Here is a 22,928-nt window from a genome sequence, read left to right on the forward strand (position 1 = left end):
GATCAAGACAGGATGAAGGTATTAGACTTTTTCAGAATATTTAAACGAAAGATTGCATCAAAAACTAAGAGGAATGCATACTTGCCCCTGTCTTGGGACGACGATTATTGTCAAATTGAAATTGTCCCCGCCGAAAATAGGGAGTCTATAGAAAAGAGGATTACAGAAGTAAAAATTCTCGCGGATCAATCAAGAGAGGGTCTGGGTTTTACTGAAATATTCGAAGTCGGCCAGATGTCTATAACGACTTTTTCAAAAGAAATCCTTACAGAGCCGCTGAGTCAACTATTAACAAATTATAAATTTGAAAAAGCAAAAAGCATTAACTATGTCGGCTATAAAATAGCCAACTGCGAAACAACATCGACTAAAGCTTTTGGTTTCTCAAACTTCACTATATTTTTTGATACAGAAGAAGAATTTGTAAAACATATTTGGCTTTCGATCAACGCGACAGCTTCTCGAACGGAAATTTCACGAGAACAATTCAAATTAATTAAAGACGCACTATATAGCTTAGGTGAAGAATACGAAATGGTTTTAGCGGACTGGAATAGCTTGCAATTAATCGATTTAAGGAACAGAAATCAGATTGACAAATATCTTAACGGTTACTGGAAATAGTATTCGAAGATCAATCATCCCTAGTTCCATTTTCATAATGATAATGATCTTGACTTGCGAAAGTAAATTGTTGGATAAAATTGGCTTCCATTTGAGCTTGTTTTTTCACATTGAAAAAATCATTAAATAATGCCCAATCATACAGCCCTTCATCTATTGGATACGCTGTTAAAACTCCTGATAACTTATGTCTAGCTATCCAAATTTCCGCCTTTTCAATTGAAGTAAAAACTCCACTTGAAAACCGCCCTCCTTCTCCATGAAAAACCCAAACTCTATCTAACATATTACCTTTTTTAATTATCCTGGGAATCTAGTATGCAGGACAGTCCGACCTGAACTCTTTTCGATCTGATCGAAATCTTCTATTTTTTACAATTTGGATATACTTGAACAAGCTGACCCCTCAAAATTGAATTAGATTTAGGGATGCATATAGCGTTTAAGGCTGTTATTCAACTGCCATACTGGCTGATGTTGACCCCCTAATTCATTTTTCAGTTCATTGCGCTGGAGCATGCTGACCCCTTAGCAAGTAGTTTTTGTTACTTAGTGATCAAACAATTCGGATCACTGATGGCTGGAAAACCAAAACGAATGAGTCAGATAAAGCAATTAATCAGATTGTACCAGAGCGGTAGCGGTATAAAAACAATCGCTCGCATCCTTGGTATGAGCAAGAATACGGTGAAGTCCTATCTTAAAAAGATGGCCGACGGCGGTTTCAATACGGAAGAACTTCTTAAACAGGAGGATCCCCTGTTGGAAAAGTCGTTCCACGCAGGGAATCCTGCTTACAAGGCAGACAAGTTTGAGTACCTAAAAAGCCGTCTTGACTATTATGAAAAAGAACTTAAGCGTACCGGAGTTACCAAGCTGCTGCTCTGGCAGGAATATATAGAAAGTGATCCCACGGGTTATAGCTATCCACAGTTCAACTATCATTTAAGGCAACAGCTTATCTCGCGCAAGGGCAGCATGGTGATTGAACATACCGCCGGTGATAAACTATATATTGACTTTTCCGGAAAAAAGCTCCATTATATTGACAGGTCCACCGGGGAGCTGGTCGCCTGTGAGGTATTTGTGGCCTGCCTGCCCTTTTCAGACTATGCATTTGCCATCGCTGTACCATCTCAGCAGACCCCCGACTTTTTTTATGCACTGAGCAGCTGCCTGGAGTCCCTTGGCGGTGTGCCAAAGGCCATTGTCCCCGACAATCTCAAAGCAGCTGTCATCAAGGCCGATAAATATGAGCCGGTCCTGAACCAGTCCATGGAAGACTTTGCCAATCACTACGGCACAGCTGTGGTTCCGGCGCGTGCAGGCCGCCCAAAAGACAAATCATTGGTAGAAAATCAGGTAAAAATGATCTATACCCGTGTTTTTGCACCACTGAGAAACAGGCAGTTCTTTGATATCCATACGCTCAATGAAGCTATAAAGGTCTGTATGTTAAAGCACAACCAGACCCGGATGCAGCAAAAGCCATACTGCCGAGAAGAGCGGTTCTTAAGTTCCGAAAAATCAACATTGGGCGAACTTCCCAAAGAACGCTTCGAGCTGAAGAGCTACGCTGAACTCAAAGTTGGAGATAACGGACATATCTATCTGCAGCGCAATAAACACTATTACAGCGTACCCTTCGCTTATATCGGAACAAAGGTAAAGATCATTTACACACGTAATATGCTCTCGATCTATTGTCGGGGCAAACAGATTGCCGCGCACATACGCAGTTACAGGGAAAATGCGTACACCACTCTGGCGACACATTTAAAGTCCGAACATCAGGCGTATAAGAACCGCTCGCATGAAACGTACCTGACAAGGGCAAAAGCACACTCTGCAGAGTTCGCCAAACTTCTGGAGATACTCTTTGAGCGGGCGCATTATCCCGAGCAGTTATTCCGTACCTGTGACGGACTGTTCAGGCTAAAACGGGACTTCCCGGCAGAAGAATTTGACAAAGCATGTAGTTACGTACTAAAAAATAAACTATATACCTACTACTACTTTAGGAATGTACTTGAAAACGGAACAGCAAACAATCAGGAAGAAACTTCCGTAAAAAGCTCCCTGCCGGAGCATGCCAATATCAGGGGAAGAGCGTATTATGCAGGCAGCCAGCCGACACTGTTTGATCAGTCAAACGATGGACCCGCAATATTGTGATGGGCAGGAATGAACAGAATAAAATAAACAAATAATAAAATAAGATGAATATTGAAACACAGATGAGAGCGTTACGCTTACATGGTATGGAGCGTAATTGGAAAGCATTGAATGAAACCCGTCGCAGTACAGAACTCACCCTTTCCGAAGGACTGTCCCTATTGCTGCAGGCAGAATCAGATGAAAGGGATGAAAAAAGGTTTGAGCGCCTCAAACAGAATGCCGGGTTCCGCTATCAGGCTTCGATAGAGGAGATAAACATGGTCGCTACCAGAGGTTTGGACAAGGGATTGATCACTACGCTGGCTACCGGCGAGTACATCAAAAAAGGAGATCCGATACTCATCAGCGGTGCTACGGGCTGTGGGAAGAGCTTCCTCTCTTCAGCATTGGGCCATCATGCCTGTGCCCAAGGGTATAAAGTCCTGTACTTTAACCTGCAAAAACTACTCCTAAAGACTAAAATGGCCCGCCTGGAAGGTACACTGCATAAGCTGATGGACAGGATATCAAAAACAGACCTGCTTATTGTCGATGACTTTGGCCTGGTAAATCTGGACCAGCAGCAAAGGCTGGATCTGATGGAAATAATTGAAGATAGACACGCTAAAGCCTCGACAATAATTGCCAGTCAGCTACCTGTGGCCAGTTGGTATGATGTAATCGGTGAAGATACAATTGCAGACGCAATACTCGATAGACTGATCCATGGATCTTACAGAATAGAACTTAAAGGCGAAAGTCTAAGAAAAAAGAAGTAATATTGTCAGGTCATCAGTTGGACTGAGATACTAACTCGTTAGAGGGGTCAATATGTCCAGCGGAGGGGTCAACATCAACATTATATCCACAATTATTAAAAATAACCATTTCGATGTGCTCACATTCGTTTACATCCTTGACAGATGTAAGTTTCTGTCGTAGTCGATACGATTTAAAGGAGGCAGTTTGGCTAGATCTCCTTTTGATCTAAAAATAACCTTTATTAAACTCACAAATTTTAATTGTGCTCAATATTTCATTTTGTAGGAAATGTTCAATGTTGTTCGCCTTTAAACGATCTTTTTTTGCAAGTTTAAATTTGATTGTACCATAATTTAGTTTAGAAAACTCTATCCTTAATTTCTCAATTTCTAATTTATGCACATGTTCTCCATCTTCTAAAAAATTATCCAAAAGCAATAATTTCTGACATAAAAAGTATACTTTATCGTCTTCCAAAATAACATCTCTCTTGAAGGAAGATAATAATGAATCTTTAATTTTATCCCACAAAGACTCTTCACCAATAAAAATTAACTTATTCAATTTTTTAACATCTAATCCCAAATTATCAATGAGATAATTTGCAACTTTTTTAGGAGAAATTTGGCTTCGATAAAAATCCCTCAGATTATCAAGATGTTCCCACCTACTTCTATCTAATGAAAGGTCAACTTGATTCAAATAGGCATATAAAAATACTACAAACGAATAGTTAATTTTCATCTTTCTAATTCTGATATATTTGCAATATCCACCAATTCTTATTAAAACTGGCTTAGTTCTTTTCAAATCTAATGGAGCACTTCAATGTATGAAAGCTGGCTCGGCTGATCAATGTTACGATTTTTCATCATAACTGTTTTAAATCCTTTAAAGTAAAATTTTGAAAAGTACAGTCCCATTCATCCGCCCCATAAACGAACAGTTCTAAACTATGCAGTTTAAAATCTGCTATATTTCCAACAAATCCAATACCTGGATCAATTCCTTCGGTTATTATGATTTTGTCTACCGACAAAATATCCTCTGAAATTGGGAGGATATCTTCTTCGTCATAATACTTGAAAAATATATACTGCCCTACGCCGGTACATTCCCTTTTTACAACATATAATTTTTCTATATGGCTAGTTAAAGCCTGATATTTCTGTGCGAAAACAGAAAGCAATTCTGATTCTAAAACTGTCAACTTATTCATAACTATACTAAACTTCGTAGATTTTCTAAATAATACAGCATTATTTTTCAATTGCCTTAGAATAATCATAATACTAAGCAGAAACATCTGACTCTCCTTTCTTGAGATTTGCTCGATATCTACACTAAGCCCTATAATAGCATCAACTTGAATTGCCTATGCACGTTGCTTGAGCAATTCGCTCAAGATCCGTTGCATTTCAGATTGTGCATGGATAATTCCGGAAGGTAATGCATATTATTCCTTTTTTTTAATTGTCTTAAAAATAAACAGCAATTTGTCGAGATCTTTAGTTGATTTTGCATTGCCAAACATGTGAAGCATCTCATTCCACCCCTCGCCGCTTTTACTATACATTATGCTTTGAACTGAATAGTCTCCATTGCAGTTATAAACGGTCCAACTTACATCTTGATCAAATATTTCATTTTTCAGATGCTCGGTTTTGCAACTTTTGTTTTTAGCTGGAAATTGGCTAGGATGATTACCGAAATACAAGCCGCCCGAAATACCTGTATGATTTGTAGTGTCAGCAGGATTAAAATAGTAAACGGAAAAATCTTCTCCATTGGTTTCACCTATAGCATAATCTGTGGGTAAAGAAATAGAATACTTACTTTTTCCTAATTGCCTTTCTTTTAATGACTTTATAAAAGTGGTATCTGCCGAGCTATGTACAGATTTATGATCATTATTTTGTCCGCAGCTGGTCAATGTTAATGTTGTCAGCAGGACAATCATTGTGAATTGTATCTTCATATCTTGGTTATCTTTATAACGATTGGTTGCTGTAAATTAATATGCTTAAAGATATTAACTTTTAAGATTATCACAAATTGCGATGCTAAGGTATTGTGATTTGAAAGAGTGGTTGGATATTGGAAACCATAATGGAATAGATAACGCTAGCCAATTTCGATTGATTTTGGTATTAGATTGAGGATTAGGCAGAATTAGTAACAGTGCACCACATCAATTTATTGAACTTTTTGTATATTGGCTGCATAAACCCATATTATCTAGCTTTATATATTCCCCAAAATGAAAAAAATATTATTGTTCATAGTTGTAATTTTGTTCTGTCAAAGTTTAAGTGCTCAGACTGTAGATGAGTTAAATGCGCTAGGTATAAAACATGCTAAAATAGAAAAATTTGACGAGGCTTTTTCAGCTTTCGATAAAGCAATAAATCTGTATCCTAATTCACCCGGAGCCTATGCAAATAGAGGCAACATTTACCGGTTTCGTAGGAATTTTGACCTTGCAATAGCTGATTATTCAAAATTTCTAGATTTATCTCCTGATAACATCAATGTGCTCTATGCTAGAGCGGGTGTCTATAAAGAAGTTGCTGCATTTGACAAAGCAATTTCTGACTATTCGAGGATAATTGAAATAAATCCATCACATCCTGACATTTATTTTGACAGAGCATATTCTTATATAAGATTAAAAGATTAAACTATGACCTACGATTTTTTCGCTGATAAAGCTGACAAATTGGATATACTTGACTTCATTTTCAAGGACACTGATTTGCACGTATACGACTTGGATTCATTATACGGGCAAGGGATTTGCCAATACAAAACTATTAACGAAATATCATCAAAATTTGACCTTGACAATGGAGACAAATTTGCTGTTACTTTTCAACTTTGGACACCAAGACATAAAGGTAAACCGCTATTCAGAAAAATTGACCTTAACCCCAAATATTGTAAAGGCCACACTTTTCGGTATTCAACAGAAGGTTGGGGACTTATTCAATTATATTTCGGTGGACTAAAAAACAGCGAACTTAATCAATCTCACATCGGACATTTTAATGAAAGAGGAGCATTGAAAAACGAAAGTTCAACTACATTCAACGGAAAAGTAAATGCTTGGGACTGGACAGAAATTCAAGCAACATCAAGAAAATTAAAATATCAAATTCATAATAAACTGGCAGTAAGAAAAATTGAAAGCTTCGGTATTTTATCTGGCGCGGACCAACTTGAAACACAAGGAATAAAATTAAGATGAAAGTACAACTGACAGAAAGCCCAACTGGTAACAAAGGCTTTGCGCCAGGCGATGCTTGAGACTGTGCAATCAAACCCCTACATCCTATTTTACATTTTCCGGACGCTAAAATCGGTCTTATACATCTCAACACTACTAAGAATTGCATGTAAGTGTCCCAAAAAATCCAACAGCTTAAAAGCCCTAGACGAGCATAATAATATCATAGCATAGTTGTGTTTTCCAACATTACTTGAACGGGAAATCGATGTCTCGATGTCTCTATCTTATGTACTTCATCTGGCGTATAGAACGATGGGGCTTTTACACGCCAGACGCTAGTTGCATAACTGAACTCCTTATTTTTATTTACACACTTAGTGGGACAGTCCCGATTAAATACCAGGGTGATTTGGCTATTTCGGAGTAATGACTATTCCTAATTCCAGTTTCATAATAATAGTTACCAAAGTAGTTTGGTAACTACTATTTAGATTTGCCTAAGCATCATTAATCGCATAATTATAGAGTAATTTTGCCAGTTCTTCATTAGAAAGGAACCTGTTTTGATGATTATGTGCTTCTTCAATGGCATCTAAGAAATAATAAAAATCAAATAAATTATAGTATTTTATTCCATTATCTGTATATTCTGTTCTCCCTCCAGTTTGCTCAATTTCAAAGTATCTCAATTTATTATCAATATTCAATGGAATCTCCATAAAAATCTCGATCACTTCGGATCCCTCATTTAACGACTGCAGAAGGCAGAATTCTTTGAACGAACCACCACCCCTAAAAAAATCAATTAACTCTAAAAGCTTCATCTAACGCTGATATTTTATGTTAAATTTAAACAAATCTTAAAACACATGGCAAAGAATTAAAGATAACAAAAACAGCTAACTCATATTTATTATGAAAAAGAAAAAGGCTTCTCGCATTGTTCAGTTGAGAGATAAACTAAATGATTACGGTATATTTGCTAGTGAACAGTTTGTAAAAATGGGATTTCTTCGCGTAAAAGTTACAGCTTACATAAGCAACGACGTTCCTGGATTTGTCCGATGTGAATTCACTGATATAGATGGTAACCTGCATATTATTGAAGAGAAAGTTCCTGTTCTATCTGACCAAGATTGGAACGAAAATACAACCTATCCTCTTTGGTCGTTGATCCCTGGGAAAATATTAGACCGGCGCATAGAGATTTTCACGACCAAGACCGGGAAAGAGAAAAAAAGAACGATCATTAAAATCTCGCTTGAAAAACCGTGGGGTATTTATGACAGCAATAATGAGACTATTTTTGAGGTGTTTGATGTGGATGTTGTGGGGTGATACAGAAAATTTATGTACGATAACGTAAAAAATATGGTTAATCAATTATACGAATTGAAAGTAAGAGACAGACAGGGCTTCATTAAATTTCTTGATCTGCTGCATCAGGATTTGCTCCAACAGCCTGAAACTTGGGAAAACAAAACCTTACCTGATTTTCTGGAAGCTTTGGCCTCATACGCAGAAGATATCCAAGGGTATTATGATAACACAGGTGCAAATGTAGATGCTGAAAAAGCCGCATGGTCAACATTTGCTGATATTTTCAAGGGAGCTAAAGTTTACGAGTAATAGTAAGCATTTCTTTCACATATTCGCATATTTACGAGCGAAGAACATTGACTTAAATATACAGACAAAAACTACAGAATAATATATGAACATAAAGCTTAGTGTTGACAGAGATTTGAACGCAAACGATATTCTACAACTATATAAAGCTAATAAATGGAGTGCGGCCGATAAACCGGACCTGCTATTGAAAGGCCTCTTAAATTCGCATTCTTTAGTTACTGCATGGGCTGGTGCAACATTAGTAGGTCTGGGGAATGCCATTTCCGATGGATATCTCGTGGTTTATTACCCGCATTTACTCGTACTACCCTCCTATCAGGGCAAAGGGATCGGCCGTTTGATTATGGATAAAATGCAAGAGATTTATAAGGATTTTCATATGCAGATGCTCACCGCCGATGGTAAGGCTATCGACTTTTATAAAAAGAACGGCTTTGAACGAGCAGGTCAAACAGAACCAATGTGGATCTATTCTGGCGATGATCACTGAGAGAAGGTTAAGGTTATAAAATATATGGCAGAATTTAAAGTAATAATACCCGATGAATCCTATTCATTGCTTAATTTTCGACAAGATGATTTACCTGGAGTAGCCGTCGTCAATACTGCTTTAAAGGAATTTGAACCAAAAATAGTTTTCTCATGGCATTTATCAATTATGATAGATTTAGACGATTTAATCGACAATGGAATGCCTTCAAAAAGTGAAGTTGAAGTAATTGACAACTATGGCGATTATTTAGATAATGAAATAAAAGGAAAAAATAAGAAAAGGCCTAACGCTTTATTTCTTGCAAGAATAACCTGGAATAAAACTCGAGAATTAATTTGGAGAGTCTACGATCCTGAAATCTCAAATAGCTTTCTGCAAGAAATTATTACATCCAACTCCTCCCCTAGACAGTTTGACTATCGAATCGATCCTGACGATAATTGGGAATTGGCAAAATGGCATTTGACAGATTGGGAGTAGTAAATTCTTAAAGAATTGGATATTTAAGGAATACATCGAAATCGCCGTATCTATAGAATTCTTAAAATTTATGAATAATAATGAGCAAATAATACTTTTTCATATGTGTATATTCGGGTGGAAGGGAAAAAACTGCTATGATGTGTAATAACCACCACTTCACTCTGCTGCATTTTAGCGGGCTAGGGTCTGATAGTGTATTTTCCTTTACAGCATTTCTTACTACCTGTATTTGCGGAATATCTTCTACTTTAGCTTCCCTTAAATTCATAATTTTAAATTCTTTGTTAACTCCCCTCAATAGCCTTCTCATAGCAATAGAATTTTCCCTTTCGAAAATAAACTTCCCCAACCCGCGCATATCCTTTCTTTAAATAAACCACATTCGCAGTGTTATTTAAGGAGTATGCATCCAGTCGAATGGATCTATAAGAACAAATGGAAGCATATTGCTCCACATATTCAATCATTTTGCTTGAAATACCACGCCCCTGGGCAGCCGGCTTGACAAATAACCGATGGACAACAATAAAGGGTGATGATGTCTTCCAGTCTATGTCGTTATATTCATCATCGTATTTCTCGTTAAGTGTCATATAGGCTAATAGCTCGCCTTTATGCTATTTCAATTTCTATAAGTCAATCTTTTCCTAATAGCTTTTTAACCTGATTAAAGCTATTGTCAGAAACCTGATCATTGACACAATTTTTTAGGTAGATCGCATAATTTCCATAAAATGGTATACTGGAACGATTACTACAATTCTTGATATGATTCTTCCTAATTTTAACGCCATCAGTCGAAGATACAAAGATCGCTGAATTGGAACAGTCGCTGATCGTATTTGCCTGGATCGTAATATTGTGATGTACACCCGCGGGCTTATCAATCCCTCCTATTTCATGTCCTGTCTTAACGGCTATGGCGCCATAACCTGTCAGGGTATCGTCCCATCTGAGATAGTTACCGCAATTATCTATCCTGTTGCCTGTTATAGTGGCCTTTTTCACGGTTGTCGCTTCAAACCAGCGCTCCATATCACAGGAAAGTAGGATCGCCGGACCAGAAATATTCCATATTTTATTATTGCTGATCACAACTTTCTTGGACTGAACTACAAAACCCCGAGCACGGCTGTTTGAAACCATGCAATCCCGTATAATGGTTGATGGTGTACGTGTATCTTTTGCGGCAAAATCACCTACATTGACATGCTTTGGGATAGATTTTAATTGATACTGACCTTTGCCGCGAAACTTGACCTTTGCTTTGCCCTTGGGCAAGCCTGTCTTACCGTCCAAAAATTCGATAATATCATCCTTGAAGGCCCAATCATCTTCGACGGGAGCTTTCGTCCAGCCATTGATCAATAAAACCGAGTCAGCACTGATCTTGCCGATATGGCACAAACGACTGTGTATATTAATGGCATCATCGCCCAATCCAACAAATTCACAATGCTCAGCCTTAAACGTACCCGCCATTGAGGCTACATGTATTCCATCCGCACTAATCGACATCAAACGCCCGGAAGTTGGTTTGGGCTTCATACGAATACGCTCCAGCGTCATATCCCCGGAGCGATGACGACTATTTGCTAGATCTGATACGTACATCGCAAATGCAGGCCATTGCCAGATGGTGATATCGCGCATCGTTAATGTATTGACACCTAAAAAACTAAAGCAGGGATTGCCCGTAATCTTTAGTCTTAGATTGATAAGTTCGCCTTTGCTGAGTTTATGAGCCTCATCATTATAAATTTTCAGACGTAAGGTACTTAGCTTTTCAATGTGTGGCCAATTTCCGTTCTTAAGATGACAATGTGTGGAAATATGATAATTGGGTGTTCCATCAGCATTATAGCTGAGCTGATGCATGATCTTGAGCTCAGCTAAACGATCCGCATATTCAGAAAACTCAGGTAAAAGATCTATTTCATAGAATGACCCGTCTGGACTGTCACCAGTCCCTACGACTGTACCATTGACACTTACGGGCCGGTCTACATCAATAAAAAGGTTACGTATAATAAGATCTTTGCAGTCGCTGACTTCCAATAAACTGGTCCAGCTGGCATTGGAACTGAACGGATCGAACCCGGTAGCCATAAGCGTGGACGTTTCCTTACCGAGGCTACCATAGATCTCAATTCCGATCTTGCCGGAGAGTCTCAATGACGATGAAAACGAGTAGGTCCCCGCTGGAAAGTAAATTTTATCACCATCTTGGAGACGATCTAAAATCAACTGTAAAGCCTGACGGTCGTCTTGCCCGTCATTTGGTAGCACTCCAAAATGCGTAACGTTTATAATTTTTGCATTTAAATCTGTCCAACCTAACAGTAATTGAACCAGTATGCCAAGTATGAAAAAGGTTAATCGGGTCATAAAAAACGGCTTATAAGATCAATACTATAATATAGATTTTAAAAGATTCCTGACTTCGCTCGCCCAAATCCCATAAGCTTCTTGGTTGATATGTGTGCCATCAGTAGTGTACTTAGCCTTGAGGCCTATAGGCGAACTAAGTTTGGTATTTATATCCAAATAGTAAATTCCTTTGCTTTGACAATAGGCATTCAAATAGCTGTTGAGGCTATCGACCTGAACCTTACTCTCCGGATTATCCTGTTGGTACAAAATGGACTGGACGACGGGTACAATCTGATGTTCTTTCAGCCCATCTATGAGCGAACGGTAATTGCTCTTGGTACGTTCCAAAGGAATCCCCACACCGATGTCATTAATACCGCCCTCGAGAAAACATACACGAGGTTTTAAATCAATAACGTTTTCCTTTAATAGCCAGACAAGATGTGAGGTGGTAAACCCAGGGAAACCGCTATTTTTGACGTCGCTACGTCCTAATAATGTTGCCCAATCTCCCCCTTTGGTAATCGAATCACCAAACATAACGATCGTTATCTTTTCATCATGTTGATCCGACATCCATTTAAAGGCTGTTAGAATCCCGGCCAGCAAAACTGAGCAAAGGAATAACAGGAGCGCCTTTGGAATACACTTCCTATTCATAATTTCTACTTTTAATTCTATGGTTAATCATTATTTAAACCGCTGTACTTTTAAGCGTCGTACCTCATCGGTCGTGCTGAACTCGGAATTTTTAGCTTCAACTTTCCAATAAATATTTCCTTGTTCGCCCGATTTAAAATGCATCGTGTTCATCAGTGAATCCAGAACAAAGTGAGTCAAAAAATATTTTTCACCTACTCCGGCAGATATCACTTTTCTTTCAGTGGTCAGCGTGGGGTCTACAGCAAGAAGAAGATTGTAATCTATATAAGGTCTCTTTGAAAAATACTCGAATCCGACCAGCATACTTGGATTATTCTTATCCAATATAACCAGTGAATCTGCCACCGGTTTGAGCAATACAGTCGGCTGAAACCCGATCTCATAAAATTCATTATCGTTTTTGCAGGAAAAAAACAGATTGATGCTAAGGAAAACGAAACTGATATATATATTATTTTTCATAATGGCTAACTTAAATTTAGTTCATGATACAACGTACATTGTAGTGAAAATTACCTCCGCCTGCGCTGCTCCTTGATTGTGTATTGATATCCGGATTACCGGGATCATTGTAAATAATCACCGCTGACGCTTCACCCGAGCGGTCCGCTGAGAGTGTTTCCCATGAATATTGATATCCTTTTAAGGCTGGCGACGAAGTCCAGAATCCGCACATAGTCCCCGGATCGGTGAGAAACGAAAGCCCTTCATTCCAATAAAATCCTGAAGGCACAATATTGAATTTGACCTCATCTGTAATTGCTCCATTTTGAATCCAGAACTGTGGGTTTTTGACTTTATTACCTGAGTTTGGTCCGAGGTAATTGATGACTTCTTTCCACTCTGCTAACGCAGGAACATGCCAGCCATCTGGACAAATACCCTGAATATGTTCACCAGCCAGGGTTTTCTCCCGTGCAATGGCTTCATCACGGACGACTGTGCCCCATGAATAAAATCCACCTGCAATATTCCGAATAGCAGCTGGACTGTCTTCAGGTGCTAGTTTTCGAGGTAGCGGAAGGGCTGTACCATCTGCATATACTTTTGCCCTAAGGTTATCCGACATCATAGTAACAAGTTTGCCTCCGGGCAAGACAAATTGCAATGCCTTGTAATGTTCTTGGTCACGGGGGTCGACAAAGCTGGATACTGAAACCAAGGCATCAAAATAGCGCCATACGCTCTCGACCTTGCCTTGATTTCGCTGTTCTAATTTCCAAAAAAAGCGACCTGAATTTTTAAATGATGGGTTTAATTTCTTCAGATCATCCAAAAATTCCTGATTGGTAATTTTATAGCTGGCTTTTGCTCCCACTTCGTATCGAATTGGATTGCCAAAATTCTCGTCAACGTCCAACATCAACGTGTAGGTCGCTCCCTCCCGCTGTACCCAGCTGAATTCCTGCATCGTCTCATTGTCAAAATAATCAATTTTAATCTGTGTGCTATTCATCGGTAACAGCTGTTGTACCCATGTAGGATTAACATACTCTATCTTTTCTGTACAGGAAATGAATAATAGGAGCATGAATAAATAGATGGATTGTATCTTCATACGTTTCAGTTTTAAGGAATTGAACATTAATATCCTGGGTTCTGTTGTATATTGGGGTTAGCATTGAGCTCTTCATTCGGTATCGGCCAGAGATAATCTCTGTTCGGATTAAAAGACCTACGGTCAACGACAATAGGGATATATTGCCAGTAGGCTGTAAGATTACCATCGGAATACCAGGAAAGCTTGGATTTATCATAACCTTGTGCATCGACCATAACGGTTTCAGCAATTTTCCAGCGTCTAATATCAAACCATCGTCTTCCTTCGGCAAAAAGCTCTACTCGTCTCTCATTGCGAATTACTTCTGTCATAACGGCTTGGGAAATATTGGGCATCGCTTGAGATACTTTCACCATCCCAACACGTGATCTTACTCTATCGAGCAGTTCGTAAACTTGAGCCGTGGGGCCATGAAGCTGATTCTCTGCCTCAGCCCAGGCAAGCAACACTTCTGCATAACGCATCACAATCCGATCTGTAGTTTCATTGGTCAATGTTTTGAGATAGGGATCAACAAATTTACGGACAGTAAAAGATGTGGCGACATCCCAGTTGGCCGGTATGTAATGTGCCTGATACCAACCTTGGCCATCCAATCTAAACTCGGAACCGGGAACAACGATGGATAACTGCAACCGCGGATCACGATTGTCAAAAGGGCGGTCTTTATTGTAACTAGGGTCGCCTGCAACAAATGCACCATCAGTGGTACGGATGTCACGGATTGGATATCCATTCGTAGTATAATAACTATCAACCATCTGGAGAGTCGGCGTAAAGTTGTTCCAATTGCCAAAGATTTTAGAAACCTCGCTGCTCTGCAGATCTTTGGCATAGTTGATCTTAAAGATAATCTCGGGGTTATCTTTTTGCTCAATACCGGCTGGCTGAAAAAGCTCAAAGTAATTAGGATACAGCTGATAACCCAGTTTTTGTATTTGCTGGGCCAGGGAAATGACAAGCTCAGGCTTGTTCATCCATTCGGCCACCCGAAGTTTCAACATCAAAGCCGCGCCTTTGGATGCACGCTCTCCTCCTAACGCGACCGGAAGCTGGTCTATGGCATAATCAAGATCGTTGTTTATAAACGATAGTACCGCATCCAATTTGCCCCGTTCGGGATTGTTTAAAACGGTCTGTTCGTCCAAAATGGGTACCTCACCATAAAAACAGACGAGGTCAAAATAGAAGTATGCCCTTAAAAAACGCGCTTCAGCACTGATTTTGGCCTTGTCCGAATTAGCAATCGCATCTGCGCCTGCGAGCCCTTTGAGCAATGAATTTGCACGTGAGATACCTCTAAAGTTATATTTCCATTTGACCAATGTAAAATCACTATCACCCGTCTGCGTTCCGGACGCAAATTGTGGCGCAGGATCCCAGGAATGCGAATTGAAGGAATTATCACTCATATTGTCGTAGACATAAGGAACCATCTTATCAGGACTGTCATAATACAATTGATTGTATACTCCGTTTAATAGCGTGTTAGCTTGCTCCGCTCCTGTCAGAAAGCTTTCAGGGGTTACTTTGTCCTCGGGAACCGTATCCAGATAATTTTGGCAGGAAGCAGATAGCATTCCTGAAATAATAAATGTATAAAGCAATAGTTTTGAGTTCATGTCGATTAGTTTAGAATGTCAAATTCACGCCAACGGTGTAGGTTTTCACTTGTGGATAGTTTCCAATCCTTGTTCCTTCTCTTGGATTGCCCGAAGCTTCCGGGTCAAAACCTTTATAGTTTGTCAATGTCAGCAGATTTTGTCCGCTTATAAAAAATCTACAGCCTTGGATCGAAAGCCTACGAAGTGCCTGATCAGCCAGGCTGTAACTGAATTCTATGTTTTTGACCCGAATATATGAGAGGTCTTCTACGAAATAACTGGACTTTAAATTGCTTCGTTGATTGTCAAAATAGACACGCTGATAGGTATTATTGGGCTGCTCGGGCGTCCACCTGTCCATAAGCCAGCTAGCCCCATTATACCCTCCGTTAAAAAATGGTGTAACGAGCTGTCCTGCACTCCATCCTCTGCCCCCCTGTGTACCCTCCAAAAGAGTACGCAGCTCAAAAGCCTTGTATTGAACATTAAGGTCGGCAGAAAATATATAATCTGGAGAAGTATGCCCCAAAACCACCTTATCCTTATCATTTATAATACGATCACCATTCTGATCTTTCAGCCTAACATCTCCGGGTTGAGCTCTCAGGCCTGCGTATGAATTTAACAAGGAATATCCATCCTCATCGAAAGTCCGGAGGTGCTGCTGAATCTCACTCTCACTCTGATATATACCTTCGGTATCGTATCCAAATAACGAAGTGGACTCTACGCCTTCTTTTAATATTGCACCGTCGAAAATAATCGGACTCATTCCCTTCAGATCAGTGACGCGATTCTGATTGTGGGCGACGGCTACATTGGCCTTGAAGAGCCATTCATTGACTTTCTTATGGTATCCCAGCGCCACCTCAAGTCCTTTGTTGCGCATTTTACCAGCATTCTGGAAGGGAACATCTGTAAATCCAAATGTACTGGAAATAGGCAGCTGCAGCAGGATAGCACTTGTATTTTTGATGTAGTAGTCTGCTGTTACACTAAAATCCTTAAAAATCTGTAGGTCAATACCGATATTAGTCTGTGTCGTCTGTTCCCAGGTAAGCCCCTTGTTGGCGATCACCGATACGGCAGCACCTACGTTGTCGAGATTGTTAAAAATATAATTGTTCTGTCTTCCTCCCAATGCTAATATATCAGCACCAGCATAGGGGTTGCCAATATTTTGGTTGCCGAGTATCCCCCAGGATCCTCTTATCTTTAGATCCTGAACGAAACTAATATTCTTGAAAAAACGTTCTTGCGACAGACGCCATCCGGCAGAAAATGAAGGAAATGTACCCCATTTGTGGCCTCGTGCAAATTTGGAAGCGCCATCGTACCGCAAGTTACCCTCAAATAGATATTTGCCCTTATAATCATAATTTAACCTACCGAAAAATCCAACGGAGGTTTCCTTGCTTCCCCAATCATTATTTTTGGCAGACGAAGGGTCGCCGACACTAAAGTAAGGAAGATTGGCGGACAGCCGCCTGATTGATGTCTGGAAATAATTACCTTTCCATTGAAATTGCTGAAAACCTACCAGAGCTTTAAAATGATGATTTTTTGCTAAATCATAAGCATAATTGAGGTTTGCCCAGCTGGAAATAGTACCATATTTATTTGAGCTTTTGCTAATGGAAGATTCTCTAGAATTGTTTTTTCCAATGATGCTGGTTCCGTCCGCGGCCCTAGTAACCAGAAATAGATCTACATTTGGCGCATAAGACAGCTGCCGATCATTATTGGTCACATAGCTCAATGCACTTTCAAATGTAAGCCGGGGCGTAAGGTTAACAGTCAAATTGGCGATTGTATTCAAATTGCTATTATCAAAGGTCTGCCCTCCCCCTGCTTCTTTAATTGCATCGCTATAGAACCAATCGGTCCATCCGTAACCTTCTATCTTTGGGATTACAAACGGCGCCATTTGGGTAATTCGTGCAATCGTGGCTCCAGCTCCTTCAATCAGATCCTTTGTCTTGCCAATATAGCCCGACACAGTAAGCCCCAGATGTGCTTTGTTGTTTAAAAATGAATGCTGGGTATTGAACCGGAAATTATATCTATCGTAATTTGTCCCCTCAACAATACCTTTTTGATTGAGGTATCCTGCGGAAATGGCATAAACAATATTTTCCTTGCCGCCACTAAGCTGTAAATAATGGTTTTGCTGTAATGCAGGCTTAAAATAGAAATCTGCCCAATTGTAATCCCTATAGCGCACAGGGTCTTTAATATCTTTATAATGGCTTATATATTCATCGTCATACTGCGGCTGGAAACCTGAATTTATTTTCGCTTCATTCAGTAGCGTTAGATAATCATAGGAATTCAACAATTTTGGATATCGTGTCACTTGTTGCGCTGCGGCATATCCATCATATTTTATTTTCAGTTTTCCTTCCTGCCCCCGTTTTGTCGTAATCAAAATAACACCATTAGCCGCTTTATTGCCATATATTGATGCCGATGCAGCGTCTTTTAGTACGGATATGGAGGCGATATCTTTGGGATCTACATCATTAATAGCTGCTTCAAACCCGTCTATGATGACCAAGGGTGACGTATTGTTCAATGTACCGATCCCACGGATCGTTAGGGTACCGCCATCAGCACCTGGCTGCCCTGAATTTTGGGTCACCTGCAGTCCGGCCACTTTTCCAGCTAATGCCATAGAAGCATTTGTGATAGGACGGCTTTCTATATCAGCCATTGAAACAGATGTGACTGCCCCGGTGAGATTTACTTTTTTTTGCTTTCCAAATCCTACGACAACGACATCTTGTAGTCCAAAACTGTCCTGCTCAAGTTTAATCTTTATTTCTCCCACGCCAGATTCGACCTGAACAACAGTCTGTTTATAACCCAAAAATGAGACTTGCAGACTTTGTCCAGAACGAACGTTAATACTAAACCGTCCCTCACTATCGGTCTTGGTACCTGTCTGCGTTCCCATTATTTTAATATTAGCACCAGCGAGTGGAATTCCCTGCGGGTCAAGGACACGCCCGCTGCGAATTTCCTGTCGGATATATCGCTCCACAGAAATAGCTTTCGCTTTCCATGCCGCATGAACGACAGGTGGCTCCAATAGAAAAACAACTAGAAAATAGAGTACATTATGGTTTAACTTTTTTCTTTTCATCTCTTTCTAAATTTGGTAATTGGTTATATTGTGCCGCAGAACAAGGTGATCCGCAACTTCGTCCCGAAAATAAGGAGTTATTCCAACTAAAAAAGATAATATGGTTTAAATATGGATGAATTTAATTTTTCATCATTTTTTTTTTGAGGAGCTGAACGATATTACAATTAAATAAACGATATTATATTTTTTAATCTATACATAGTTGTTTATTTGATAAATAAGCAAAGCCTAAAGAAAATGACTCTAAAAACGTTTTTCATATTTTGTTATCTACTGTTTACTTGTCTATCACTGGATGCACAGCATATCAGAAAATATAATAAGCTGACACAAGAAAATGGCCTTCTCTCAAATCGGGTAACCGCAATCTCCGAAGACCCTATTGGGCGTGTCTGGATAGGAACCAGCGACGGCATTAACCTATATGATGGTGCCCACATAATGGGTAATCCAAAGTCGATGAGTGATTCACTTTTTCAACCCGGCAAAATCATCGAAATTAAATCATTCAAACAGGAAATGATCATCGCTGCCGACAATGGCATATATTGCTATGATTTCACCACCAATAAATATAGGCTATTGATCAAAACTGAATTGCATAATACGTCGAAAGCCTTAGCCTTGACAACAGATGCTGTAGTAATACTCTGCAACAACACGTTATACAAATGGGCTGAACAAAAAATTTCTATACTCAATAACAATGTATATTTTAATAGGATTCAGGCGGATAATCAAGGTAACCTATGGGGAGCTACCTTCACCACCGTTGCTAAATGTGACAAAAAAGGGAATGTCTTAGCCAGTTTTAATTTCGCCGAGAGCTACGACAGGGATGTGCTGATCACCTCGCTGTACTGTGACAACAAAAATCTGATCTGGGTAGGAACAAAAAGACACGGTATCCTGCGCTTCGATCCCATCCAAAATAAATTTAAGGCGCAGCTACCACAACCCGCACAGATCCAAAATGTATGTAGTATTGCCGAAGACGCAGAGGGCAGACTTTGGATAGGACATAACAAAGGTGTGGCTGTATTTGATTATATCAACCAGTATACAGAATATCGGATGTTGATAGAGAACTTTGACAATGAACTTAATTCTACAGTATGCGCAATCTACAAAAGTAAGTCTGATGACATGATATTGGGGACTTATTTTAATGGAGCATTCTGTCTCTCGAAAAATGATTCATGGTTAGATTTTTTACACGTCACCAATCCCGGAAGAGCCCGTGGAATCGTGATCAACAATATTCTCATGTCATCTAAAAAACAGCTTTGGGTTGCAACCAACGCCATCGGGATAAATGTCTACAATGGACAATCACAGGTAATAAAAAGGTTTAATCAGGAAAAAAGCAAAATCAGTGATAATATCATATCACTAGAAGAAGATGCTCAGGGAAATATTTGGGCTGGTTCTGAATCAAACGGTTTATACTGTTTAGCTGATCAGGGAAGCAAAATCAAGCATTATCAATATGACAAGAACATCACGTCATCTTTACCGAATAATAGAATATTCTCCATCCGAAACCTCAACCAGGATTATCTACTTGTGGGGACAGATGGTTTTGTAAGCATATATGACCGCCATAAAGATAATTTTACAACTCTACTTAAAACGACTTCGACGATCAATGACATCATGGTAAACAATCATCTGATATGGATTTGCTGCCTCGATGAGATCGTATGTTATGATTGGAGCAAAAAGACAACTAAAATATATAAGAAAGAACTGAGTAAGGGAAATAGGATACAATTTCTTTCGATGCTCCTTGATGGAGAAAATGTCCTTTTGGGGACAAAGCAAAACTACCTTTATTTTATTGACAGAAATGGTCACCTACTTCCTTATCCCGGTCGAGGAAAAATCAATGTTCAAATACATGGTATCAAGAAAGACAACTTGAAGCGGTACTGGCTATCAACAACAAATGGCTTGTACTGTGTTGATACCGACCGGTCCATTAAAAATTTTAATGTCAGCTGGGGTTTAAACACGTCCTGGTTTAACGAACGTTCTGCCTACTATTACAATGACACCTTATACTTTGGGTCTGTTGATGGAATATGTTTTTTTAAGGCGCCACAGTTAGACCCACTTCCAACACATAAACCTTTACTCTACTTTTCTGATTTTAAAATATTTAATATCAGCCAACTTAGAAACAAAAAGTATTTTGAAAAAGGCATTGATCATACGAATGAAATCGTACTACCTTATGATCAAAATATGATTTCTATTGAGGTGAACCAAGTAAATTTCGATCCGCAAAGTCGCGAAAACTACCGCATATTTTATACTTTAAAAGACATTGACAAGCGTTGGTATGAACTTTCGAAAGCTTCAGGAACAATAACTTTTACTTCCTTAAAACCAAAAAATTACGAACTCCATATTAAGTTAGTAGATCTGAACAATAATATCATTGCGACAAAAAAAATGCTGATCAAAATCAAACCCCATTTCTTGTTGAGCAATATTATGCTGTGGGTATATGGGGCATTGGTTATTGTGGCCCTCATCCTATTTAGAAAGTTCTTAAAAAGACGGCATTTGAAAATCTTGAAGATAAAACTGGCTGAAGTAGAAACGTCTAAATTAGAGGAACTGAATAAAAGTAAGCTTGATTTTTTCACCTACATGTCCCATGAACTTAAGACTCCCTTAGCTATTATTATGGCGATACAGGAAGACCTTTTTTCCAATCATAAGATTGAAAACATCAAAGAATATGAAATCTCCCAAAAAAATATCAAACGGCTTACGTTCCTGATAAGTCAATTAATGGAATTTAGAGAAATTGAAAGCAGTAATTTGCCATTAAATACCGTTAACGGAGACCTGGTCACCTTTTGTCAAAATATCTTTTCGATGTTTGCGCCTTTATTCGACCGTAAAAACATTAAATATCGATTTGAAAACCCATCAACAGAAGTAAATGTCGACCTCGACTTTGACAAACTGGAAAAAATAATCAGTAACCTGCTGAGCAATGCGTTTAAAAACTGTGAGGTGGGTGGCCAGATAGCTCTTGTACTATGCGTTTCAAAAGATACCAATGAAGTTGTTATTCATGTAAGCAATACGGGCAGTTATATACCACCGGACCAAATTGAAAAAATATTTGAACCTTATTTCAGACAAAAGTCAACCGGCAATTATTATGACAATAATGGCATTGGTCTAGCTTTGGTCGTAGGTCTCACAAAGCGTATAAACGCACAGATCGATGTAAATAGCAGCATTGAAACTGGAACACAATTTACACTCACTATACCGGTGGATAATTTTGCATCCGAGCTTCCGGATGACCCTGATCTCGAGTTAAATGCTACAATTGAGCTCATAGACGACGTGATTTACACTGATAACAGCCAAATAAGATTTGATGTTCCGTTGGAAGGCAATACGCATAAAATTCTTCTGGTAGAAGACCATACTGATCTGGCAGAACTATTTAAAAATAAATTACTGGAATCCTACCATGTCATCATCGCTCACAATGGACAAGAAGCTTTAGAATACATTAGGAATAATCCGATCGACATGGTGATCAGTGATATTATGATGCCCATCATGGATGGATATGAATTATGCAAGCATTTGAAAAGTAACCCGAAGACCAAACACATCCCGATTATCCTAATGACTTCTTATGATACGATTGCCAATAAAATCAAAAGTTATGAATTAGCTGCAAATGGATATATCAATAAACCCTTCAGCACGCAGGAGCTACTGGCTAAAATGGGTAGTTTATTAAAAAATAAAGCTACGCTACGCCATTACTACAGTCAGGCGGAGCCTTTACGAATTAAAGAAGAAGCAAACTCTCAGGAGGAAACTTTTATTTTAAAAGTGCAGGAGATTATCGTTAGAAACATTGCGGAAAATAATTTTTCAGTCCATCAACTAGCGCAGGAAATGCGTATTAGCAGAACCCAGTTGTATCTATTGCTAAAAAAAATAACAGATCTCACTCCTACTGATTTCATTATTAAAGTCAAACTTGATTATGCTAAAACCTTATTAAAAGACCCATCATTTAGCATTTCTGAAATTGCATATAAGTTAGGCTATTCCAATGCAAACTATTTTAGCAAGCAGTTTAAGGATTTCTTTGGTATAACGCCAAGCCACTATAGAAAGGCTAAATAATCACTATCCATTTCAATCCTGAC

21 protein-coding genes and 1 pseudogene are annotated in these 22,928 nt (G+C 39.0%); 10 read left to right on the forward strand and 12 right to left on the reverse strand.

The window, feature by feature from the left end:
* Window positions 1–12: 12 nt before the first annotated feature.
* Window positions 13–624, forward strand: a complete 612-nt coding sequence (locus ABTV71_RS15455) for a hypothetical protein (protein ID WP_433900161.1) — start codon at window positions 13–15, stop codon at window positions 622–624.
* A gap of 10 nt (window positions 625–634) precedes the next feature.
* Here ABTV71_RS15455 and ABTV71_RS15460 read toward each other — a convergent pair whose 3' ends face one another.
* Window positions 635–910 (reverse strand): DUF7710 domain-containing protein, encoded by a 276-nt coding sequence (locus tag ABTV71_RS15460; RefSeq protein WP_433900162.1) that lies wholly within the window; start codon window positions 908–910, stop codon window positions 635–637.
* A gap of 311 nt (window positions 911–1,221) precedes the next feature.
* Here ABTV71_RS15460 and istA point away from each other — a divergent pair, with 311 nt between their 5' ends.
* Window positions 1,222–2,799, forward strand: a complete 1,578-nt coding sequence (gene istA / locus ABTV71_RS15465; protein ID WP_241254831.1) for an IS21 family transposase — start codon at window positions 1,222–1,224, stop codon at window positions 2,797–2,799.
* Between the two features lie 44 nt (window positions 2,800–2,843).
* The gene (istB, locus tag ABTV71_RS15470) at window positions 2,844–3,560 is read left to right on the forward strand and encodes an IS21-like element helper ATPase IstB (RefSeq protein WP_121127451.1); all 717 of its coding nucleotides are present in this window, start codon (window positions 2,844–2,846) and stop codon (window positions 3,558–3,560) included.
* 208 nt (window positions 3,561–3,768) lie between these two features.
* Here istB and ABTV71_RS15475 read toward each other — a convergent pair whose 3' ends face one another.
* The 3 genes from ABTV71_RS15475 to ABTV71_RS15485 all read right to left on the reverse strand — a co-directional run bounded on the left by ABTV71_RS15475 (window position 3,769) and on the right by ABTV71_RS15485 (window position 5,521).
* Entirely contained in the window at window positions 3,769–4,287 is a 519-nt protein-coding gene (locus ABTV71_RS15475; protein WP_433900163.1) for a hypothetical protein, read from the reverse strand.
* Window positions 4,288–4,414: 127 nt separating this feature from the next.
* Window positions 4,415–4,762 carry a hypothetical protein gene (locus ABTV71_RS15480; protein WP_433900164.1) on the reverse strand — a complete coding sequence of 116 codons (348 nt, stop codon included), beginning with the start codon at window positions 4,760–4,762 and terminating at the stop codon, window positions 4,415–4,417.
* A 237-nt stretch (window positions 4,763–4,999) separates the two neighbouring features.
* Window positions 5,000–5,521: a hypothetical protein gene (locus ABTV71_RS15485; protein WP_433900165.1), complete on the reverse strand. Its 522-nt coding sequence runs from the start codon at window positions 5,519–5,521 to the stop codon at window positions 5,000–5,002.
* 282 nt (window positions 5,522–5,803) lie between these two features.
* Between ABTV71_RS15485 and ABTV71_RS15490 the strand changes: the two genes are divergently transcribed.
* Together ABTV71_RS15490 and ABTV71_RS15495 are read left to right on the forward strand one after the other, a co-directional pair.
* Window positions 5,804–6,223, forward strand: a complete 420-nt coding sequence (locus ABTV71_RS15490; protein WP_433900166.1) for a tetratricopeptide repeat protein — start codon at window positions 5,804–5,806, stop codon at window positions 6,221–6,223.
* Between the two features lie 3 nt (window positions 6,224–6,226).
* Window positions 6,227–6,790: a hypothetical protein gene (locus tag ABTV71_RS15495; protein WP_433900167.1), complete on the forward strand. Its 564-nt coding sequence runs from the start codon at window positions 6,227–6,229 to the stop codon at window positions 6,788–6,790.
* A gap of 479 nt (window positions 6,791–7,269) precedes the next feature.
* Here ABTV71_RS15495 and ABTV71_RS15500 read toward each other — a convergent pair whose 3' ends face one another.
* Complete coding sequence (locus tag ABTV71_RS15500) at window positions 7,270–7,596, reverse strand: hypothetical protein (protein ID WP_433900168.1); 327 nt, start codon at window positions 7,594–7,596, stop codon at window positions 7,270–7,272.
* Window positions 7,597–7,687: 91 nt separating this feature from the next.
* Here ABTV71_RS15500 and ABTV71_RS15505 point away from each other — a divergent pair, with 91 nt between their 5' ends.
* The 4 genes from ABTV71_RS15505 to ABTV71_RS15520 all read left to right on the forward strand — a co-directional run bounded on the left by ABTV71_RS15505 (window position 7,688) and on the right by ABTV71_RS15520 (window position 9,377).
* Window positions 7,688–8,110: a hypothetical protein gene (locus ABTV71_RS15505; protein ID WP_433900169.1), complete on the forward strand. Its 423-nt coding sequence runs from the start codon at window positions 7,688–7,690 to the stop codon at window positions 8,108–8,110.
* A 33-nt stretch (window positions 8,111–8,143) separates the two neighbouring features.
* A complete protein-coding gene (locus ABTV71_RS15510) occupies window positions 8,144–8,401 on the forward strand; it encodes a DUF7660 family protein (protein ID WP_433900170.1) in 258 nt (85 codons plus the stop codon).
* An 85-nt stretch (window positions 8,402–8,486) separates the two neighbouring features.
* Entirely contained in the window at window positions 8,487–8,894 is a 408-nt protein-coding gene (locus ABTV71_RS15515; protein ID WP_433900171.1) for a GNAT family N-acetyltransferase, read from the forward strand.
* Window positions 8,895–8,918: 24 nt separating this feature from the next.
* Window positions 8,919–9,377 carry a DUF695 domain-containing protein gene (locus tag ABTV71_RS15520; protein ID WP_433900172.1) on the forward strand — a complete coding sequence of 153 codons (459 nt, stop codon included), beginning with the start codon at window positions 8,919–8,921 and terminating at the stop codon, window positions 9,375–9,377.
* A gap of 287 nt (window positions 9,378–9,664) precedes the next feature.
* On the opposite strand, the pseudogene ABTV71_RS15525 reads toward ABTV71_RS15520, so the two are convergent.
* The 7 genes and pseudogenes from ABTV71_RS15525 to ABTV71_RS15555 all read right to left on the reverse strand — a co-directional run.
* A pseudogene (locus ABTV71_RS15525) lies at window positions 9,665–9,982 on the reverse strand (GNAT family N-acetyltransferase); the annotation flags it as partial.
* 34 nt (window positions 9,983–10,016) lie between these two features.
* Window positions 10,017–11,768 carry a glycosyl hydrolase family 28-related protein gene (locus ABTV71_RS15530; protein ID WP_433900173.1) on the reverse strand — a complete coding sequence of 584 codons (1,752 nt, stop codon included), beginning with the start codon at window positions 11,766–11,768 and terminating at the stop codon, window positions 10,017–10,019.
* A 24-nt stretch (window positions 11,769–11,792) separates the two neighbouring features.
* Window positions 11,793–12,413, reverse strand: a complete 621-nt coding sequence (locus ABTV71_RS15535) for an SGNH/GDSL hydrolase family protein (RefSeq protein WP_433900174.1) — start codon at window positions 12,411–12,413, stop codon at window positions 11,793–11,795.
* Between the two features lie 30 nt (window positions 12,414–12,443).
* Window positions 12,444–12,878, reverse strand: a complete 435-nt coding sequence (locus tag ABTV71_RS15540) for a hypothetical protein (RefSeq protein ID WP_433900175.1) — start codon at window positions 12,876–12,878, stop codon at window positions 12,444–12,446.
* A gap of 16 nt (window positions 12,879–12,894) precedes the next feature.
* Window positions 12,895–13,974 carry an FISUMP domain-containing protein gene (locus ABTV71_RS15545; protein ID WP_433900176.1) on the reverse strand — a complete coding sequence of 360 codons (1,080 nt, stop codon included), beginning with the start codon at window positions 13,972–13,974 and terminating at the stop codon, window positions 12,895–12,897.
* A 26-nt stretch (window positions 13,975–14,000) separates the two neighbouring features.
* Window positions 14,001–15,599: a RagB/SusD family nutrient uptake outer membrane protein gene (locus ABTV71_RS15550; protein ID WP_121123130.1), complete on the reverse strand. Its 1,599-nt coding sequence runs from the start codon at window positions 15,597–15,599 to the stop codon at window positions 14,001–14,003.
* Window positions 15,600–15,609: 10 nt separating this feature from the next.
* Window positions 15,610–18,726, reverse strand: coding sequence for a SusC/RagA family TonB-linked outer membrane protein (locus ABTV71_RS15555; RefSeq protein WP_433900177.1), 3,117 nt, complete (start codon window positions 18,724–18,726; stop codon window positions 15,610–15,612).
* Window positions 18,727–18,966: 240 nt separating this feature from the next.
* Between ABTV71_RS15555 and ABTV71_RS15560 the strand changes: the two genes are divergently transcribed.
* On the forward strand, window positions 18,967–22,905 hold the full coding sequence (locus tag ABTV71_RS15560; RefSeq protein WP_370483862.1) for a hybrid sensor histidine kinase/response regulator transcription factor: 3,939 nt from the start codon (window positions 18,967–18,969) through the stop codon (window positions 22,903–22,905).
* Window positions 22,906–22,928: the final 23 nt, after the last annotated feature.

Source organism: Sphingobacterium puteale (assembly GCF_050986225.1).
GTDB lineage: Bacteria > Bacteroidota > Bacteroidia > Sphingobacteriales > Sphingobacteriaceae > Sphingobacterium > Sphingobacterium puteale.

Bases quoted from the DNA above. Each gene is read 5' to 3' on its own strand.
- ABTV71_RS15455 (WP_433900161.1), top strand. From the start codon at position 13: ATGAAGGTATTAGACTTTTTCAGAATATTTAAACGAAAGATTGCATCA.
- ABTV71_RS15460 (WP_433900162.1), bottom strand. From the start codon at position 910: ATGTTAGATAGAGTTTGGGTTTTTCATGGAGAAGGAGGGCGGTTTTCA.
- istA (WP_241254831.1), top strand. From the start codon at position 1,222: ATGAGTCAGATAAAGCAATTAATCAGATTGTACCAGAGCGGTAGCGGT.
- istB (WP_121127451.1), top strand. From the start codon at position 2,844: ATGAATATTGAAACACAGATGAGAGCGTTACGCTTACATGGTATGGAG.
- ABTV71_RS15475 (WP_433900163.1), bottom strand. From the start codon at position 4,287: ATGAAAATTAACTATTCGTTTGTAGTATTTTTATATGCCTATTTGAAT.
- ABTV71_RS15480 (WP_433900164.1), bottom strand. From the start codon at position 4,762: ATGAATAAGTTGACAGTTTTAGAATCAGAATTGCTTTCTGTTTTCGCA.
- ABTV71_RS15485 (WP_433900165.1), bottom strand. From the start codon at position 5,521: ATGAAGATACAATTCACAATGATTGTCCTGCTGACAACATTAACATTG.
- ABTV71_RS15490 (WP_433900166.1), top strand. From the start codon at position 5,804: ATGAAAAAAATATTATTGTTCATAGTTGTAATTTTGTTCTGTCAAAGT.
- ABTV71_RS15495 (WP_433900167.1), top strand. From the start codon at position 6,227: ATGACCTACGATTTTTTCGCTGATAAAGCTGACAAATTGGATATACTT.
- ABTV71_RS15500 (WP_433900168.1), bottom strand. From the start codon at position 7,596: ATGAAGCTTTTAGAGTTAATTGATTTTTTTAGGGGTGGTGGTTCGTTC.
- ABTV71_RS15505 (WP_433900169.1), top strand. From the start codon at position 7,688: ATGAAAAAGAAAAAGGCTTCTCGCATTGTTCAGTTGAGAGATAAACTA.
- ABTV71_RS15510 (WP_433900170.1), top strand. From the start codon at position 8,144: ATGGTTAATCAATTATACGAATTGAAAGTAAGAGACAGACAGGGCTTC.
- ABTV71_RS15515 (WP_433900171.1), top strand. From the start codon at position 8,487: ATGAACATAAAGCTTAGTGTTGACAGAGATTTGAACGCAAACGATATT.
- ABTV71_RS15520 (WP_433900172.1), top strand. From the start codon at position 8,919: ATGGCAGAATTTAAAGTAATAATACCCGATGAATCCTATTCATTGCTT.
- ABTV71_RS15530 (WP_433900173.1), bottom strand. From the start codon at position 11,768: ATGACCCGATTAACCTTTTTCATACTTGGCATACTGGTTCAATTACTG.
- ABTV71_RS15535 (WP_433900174.1), bottom strand. From the start codon at position 12,413: ATGAATAGGAAGTGTATTCCAAAGGCGCTCCTGTTATTCCTTTGCTCA.
- ABTV71_RS15540 (WP_433900175.1), bottom strand. From the start codon at position 12,878: ATGAAAAATAATATATATATCAGTTTCGTTTTCCTTAGCATCAATCTG.
- ABTV71_RS15545 (WP_433900176.1), bottom strand. From the start codon at position 13,974: ATGAAGATACAATCCATCTATTTATTCATGCTCCTATTATTCATTTCC.
- ABTV71_RS15550 (WP_121123130.1), bottom strand. From the start codon at position 15,599: ATGAACTCAAAACTATTGCTTTATACATTTATTATTTCAGGAATGCTA.
- ABTV71_RS15555 (WP_433900177.1), bottom strand. From the start codon at position 18,726: ATGAAAAGAAAAAAGTTAAACCATAATGTACTCTATTTTCTAGTTGTT.
- ABTV71_RS15560 (WP_370483862.1), top strand. From the start codon at position 18,967: ATGACTCTAAAAACGTTTTTCATATTTTGTTATCTACTGTTTACTTGT.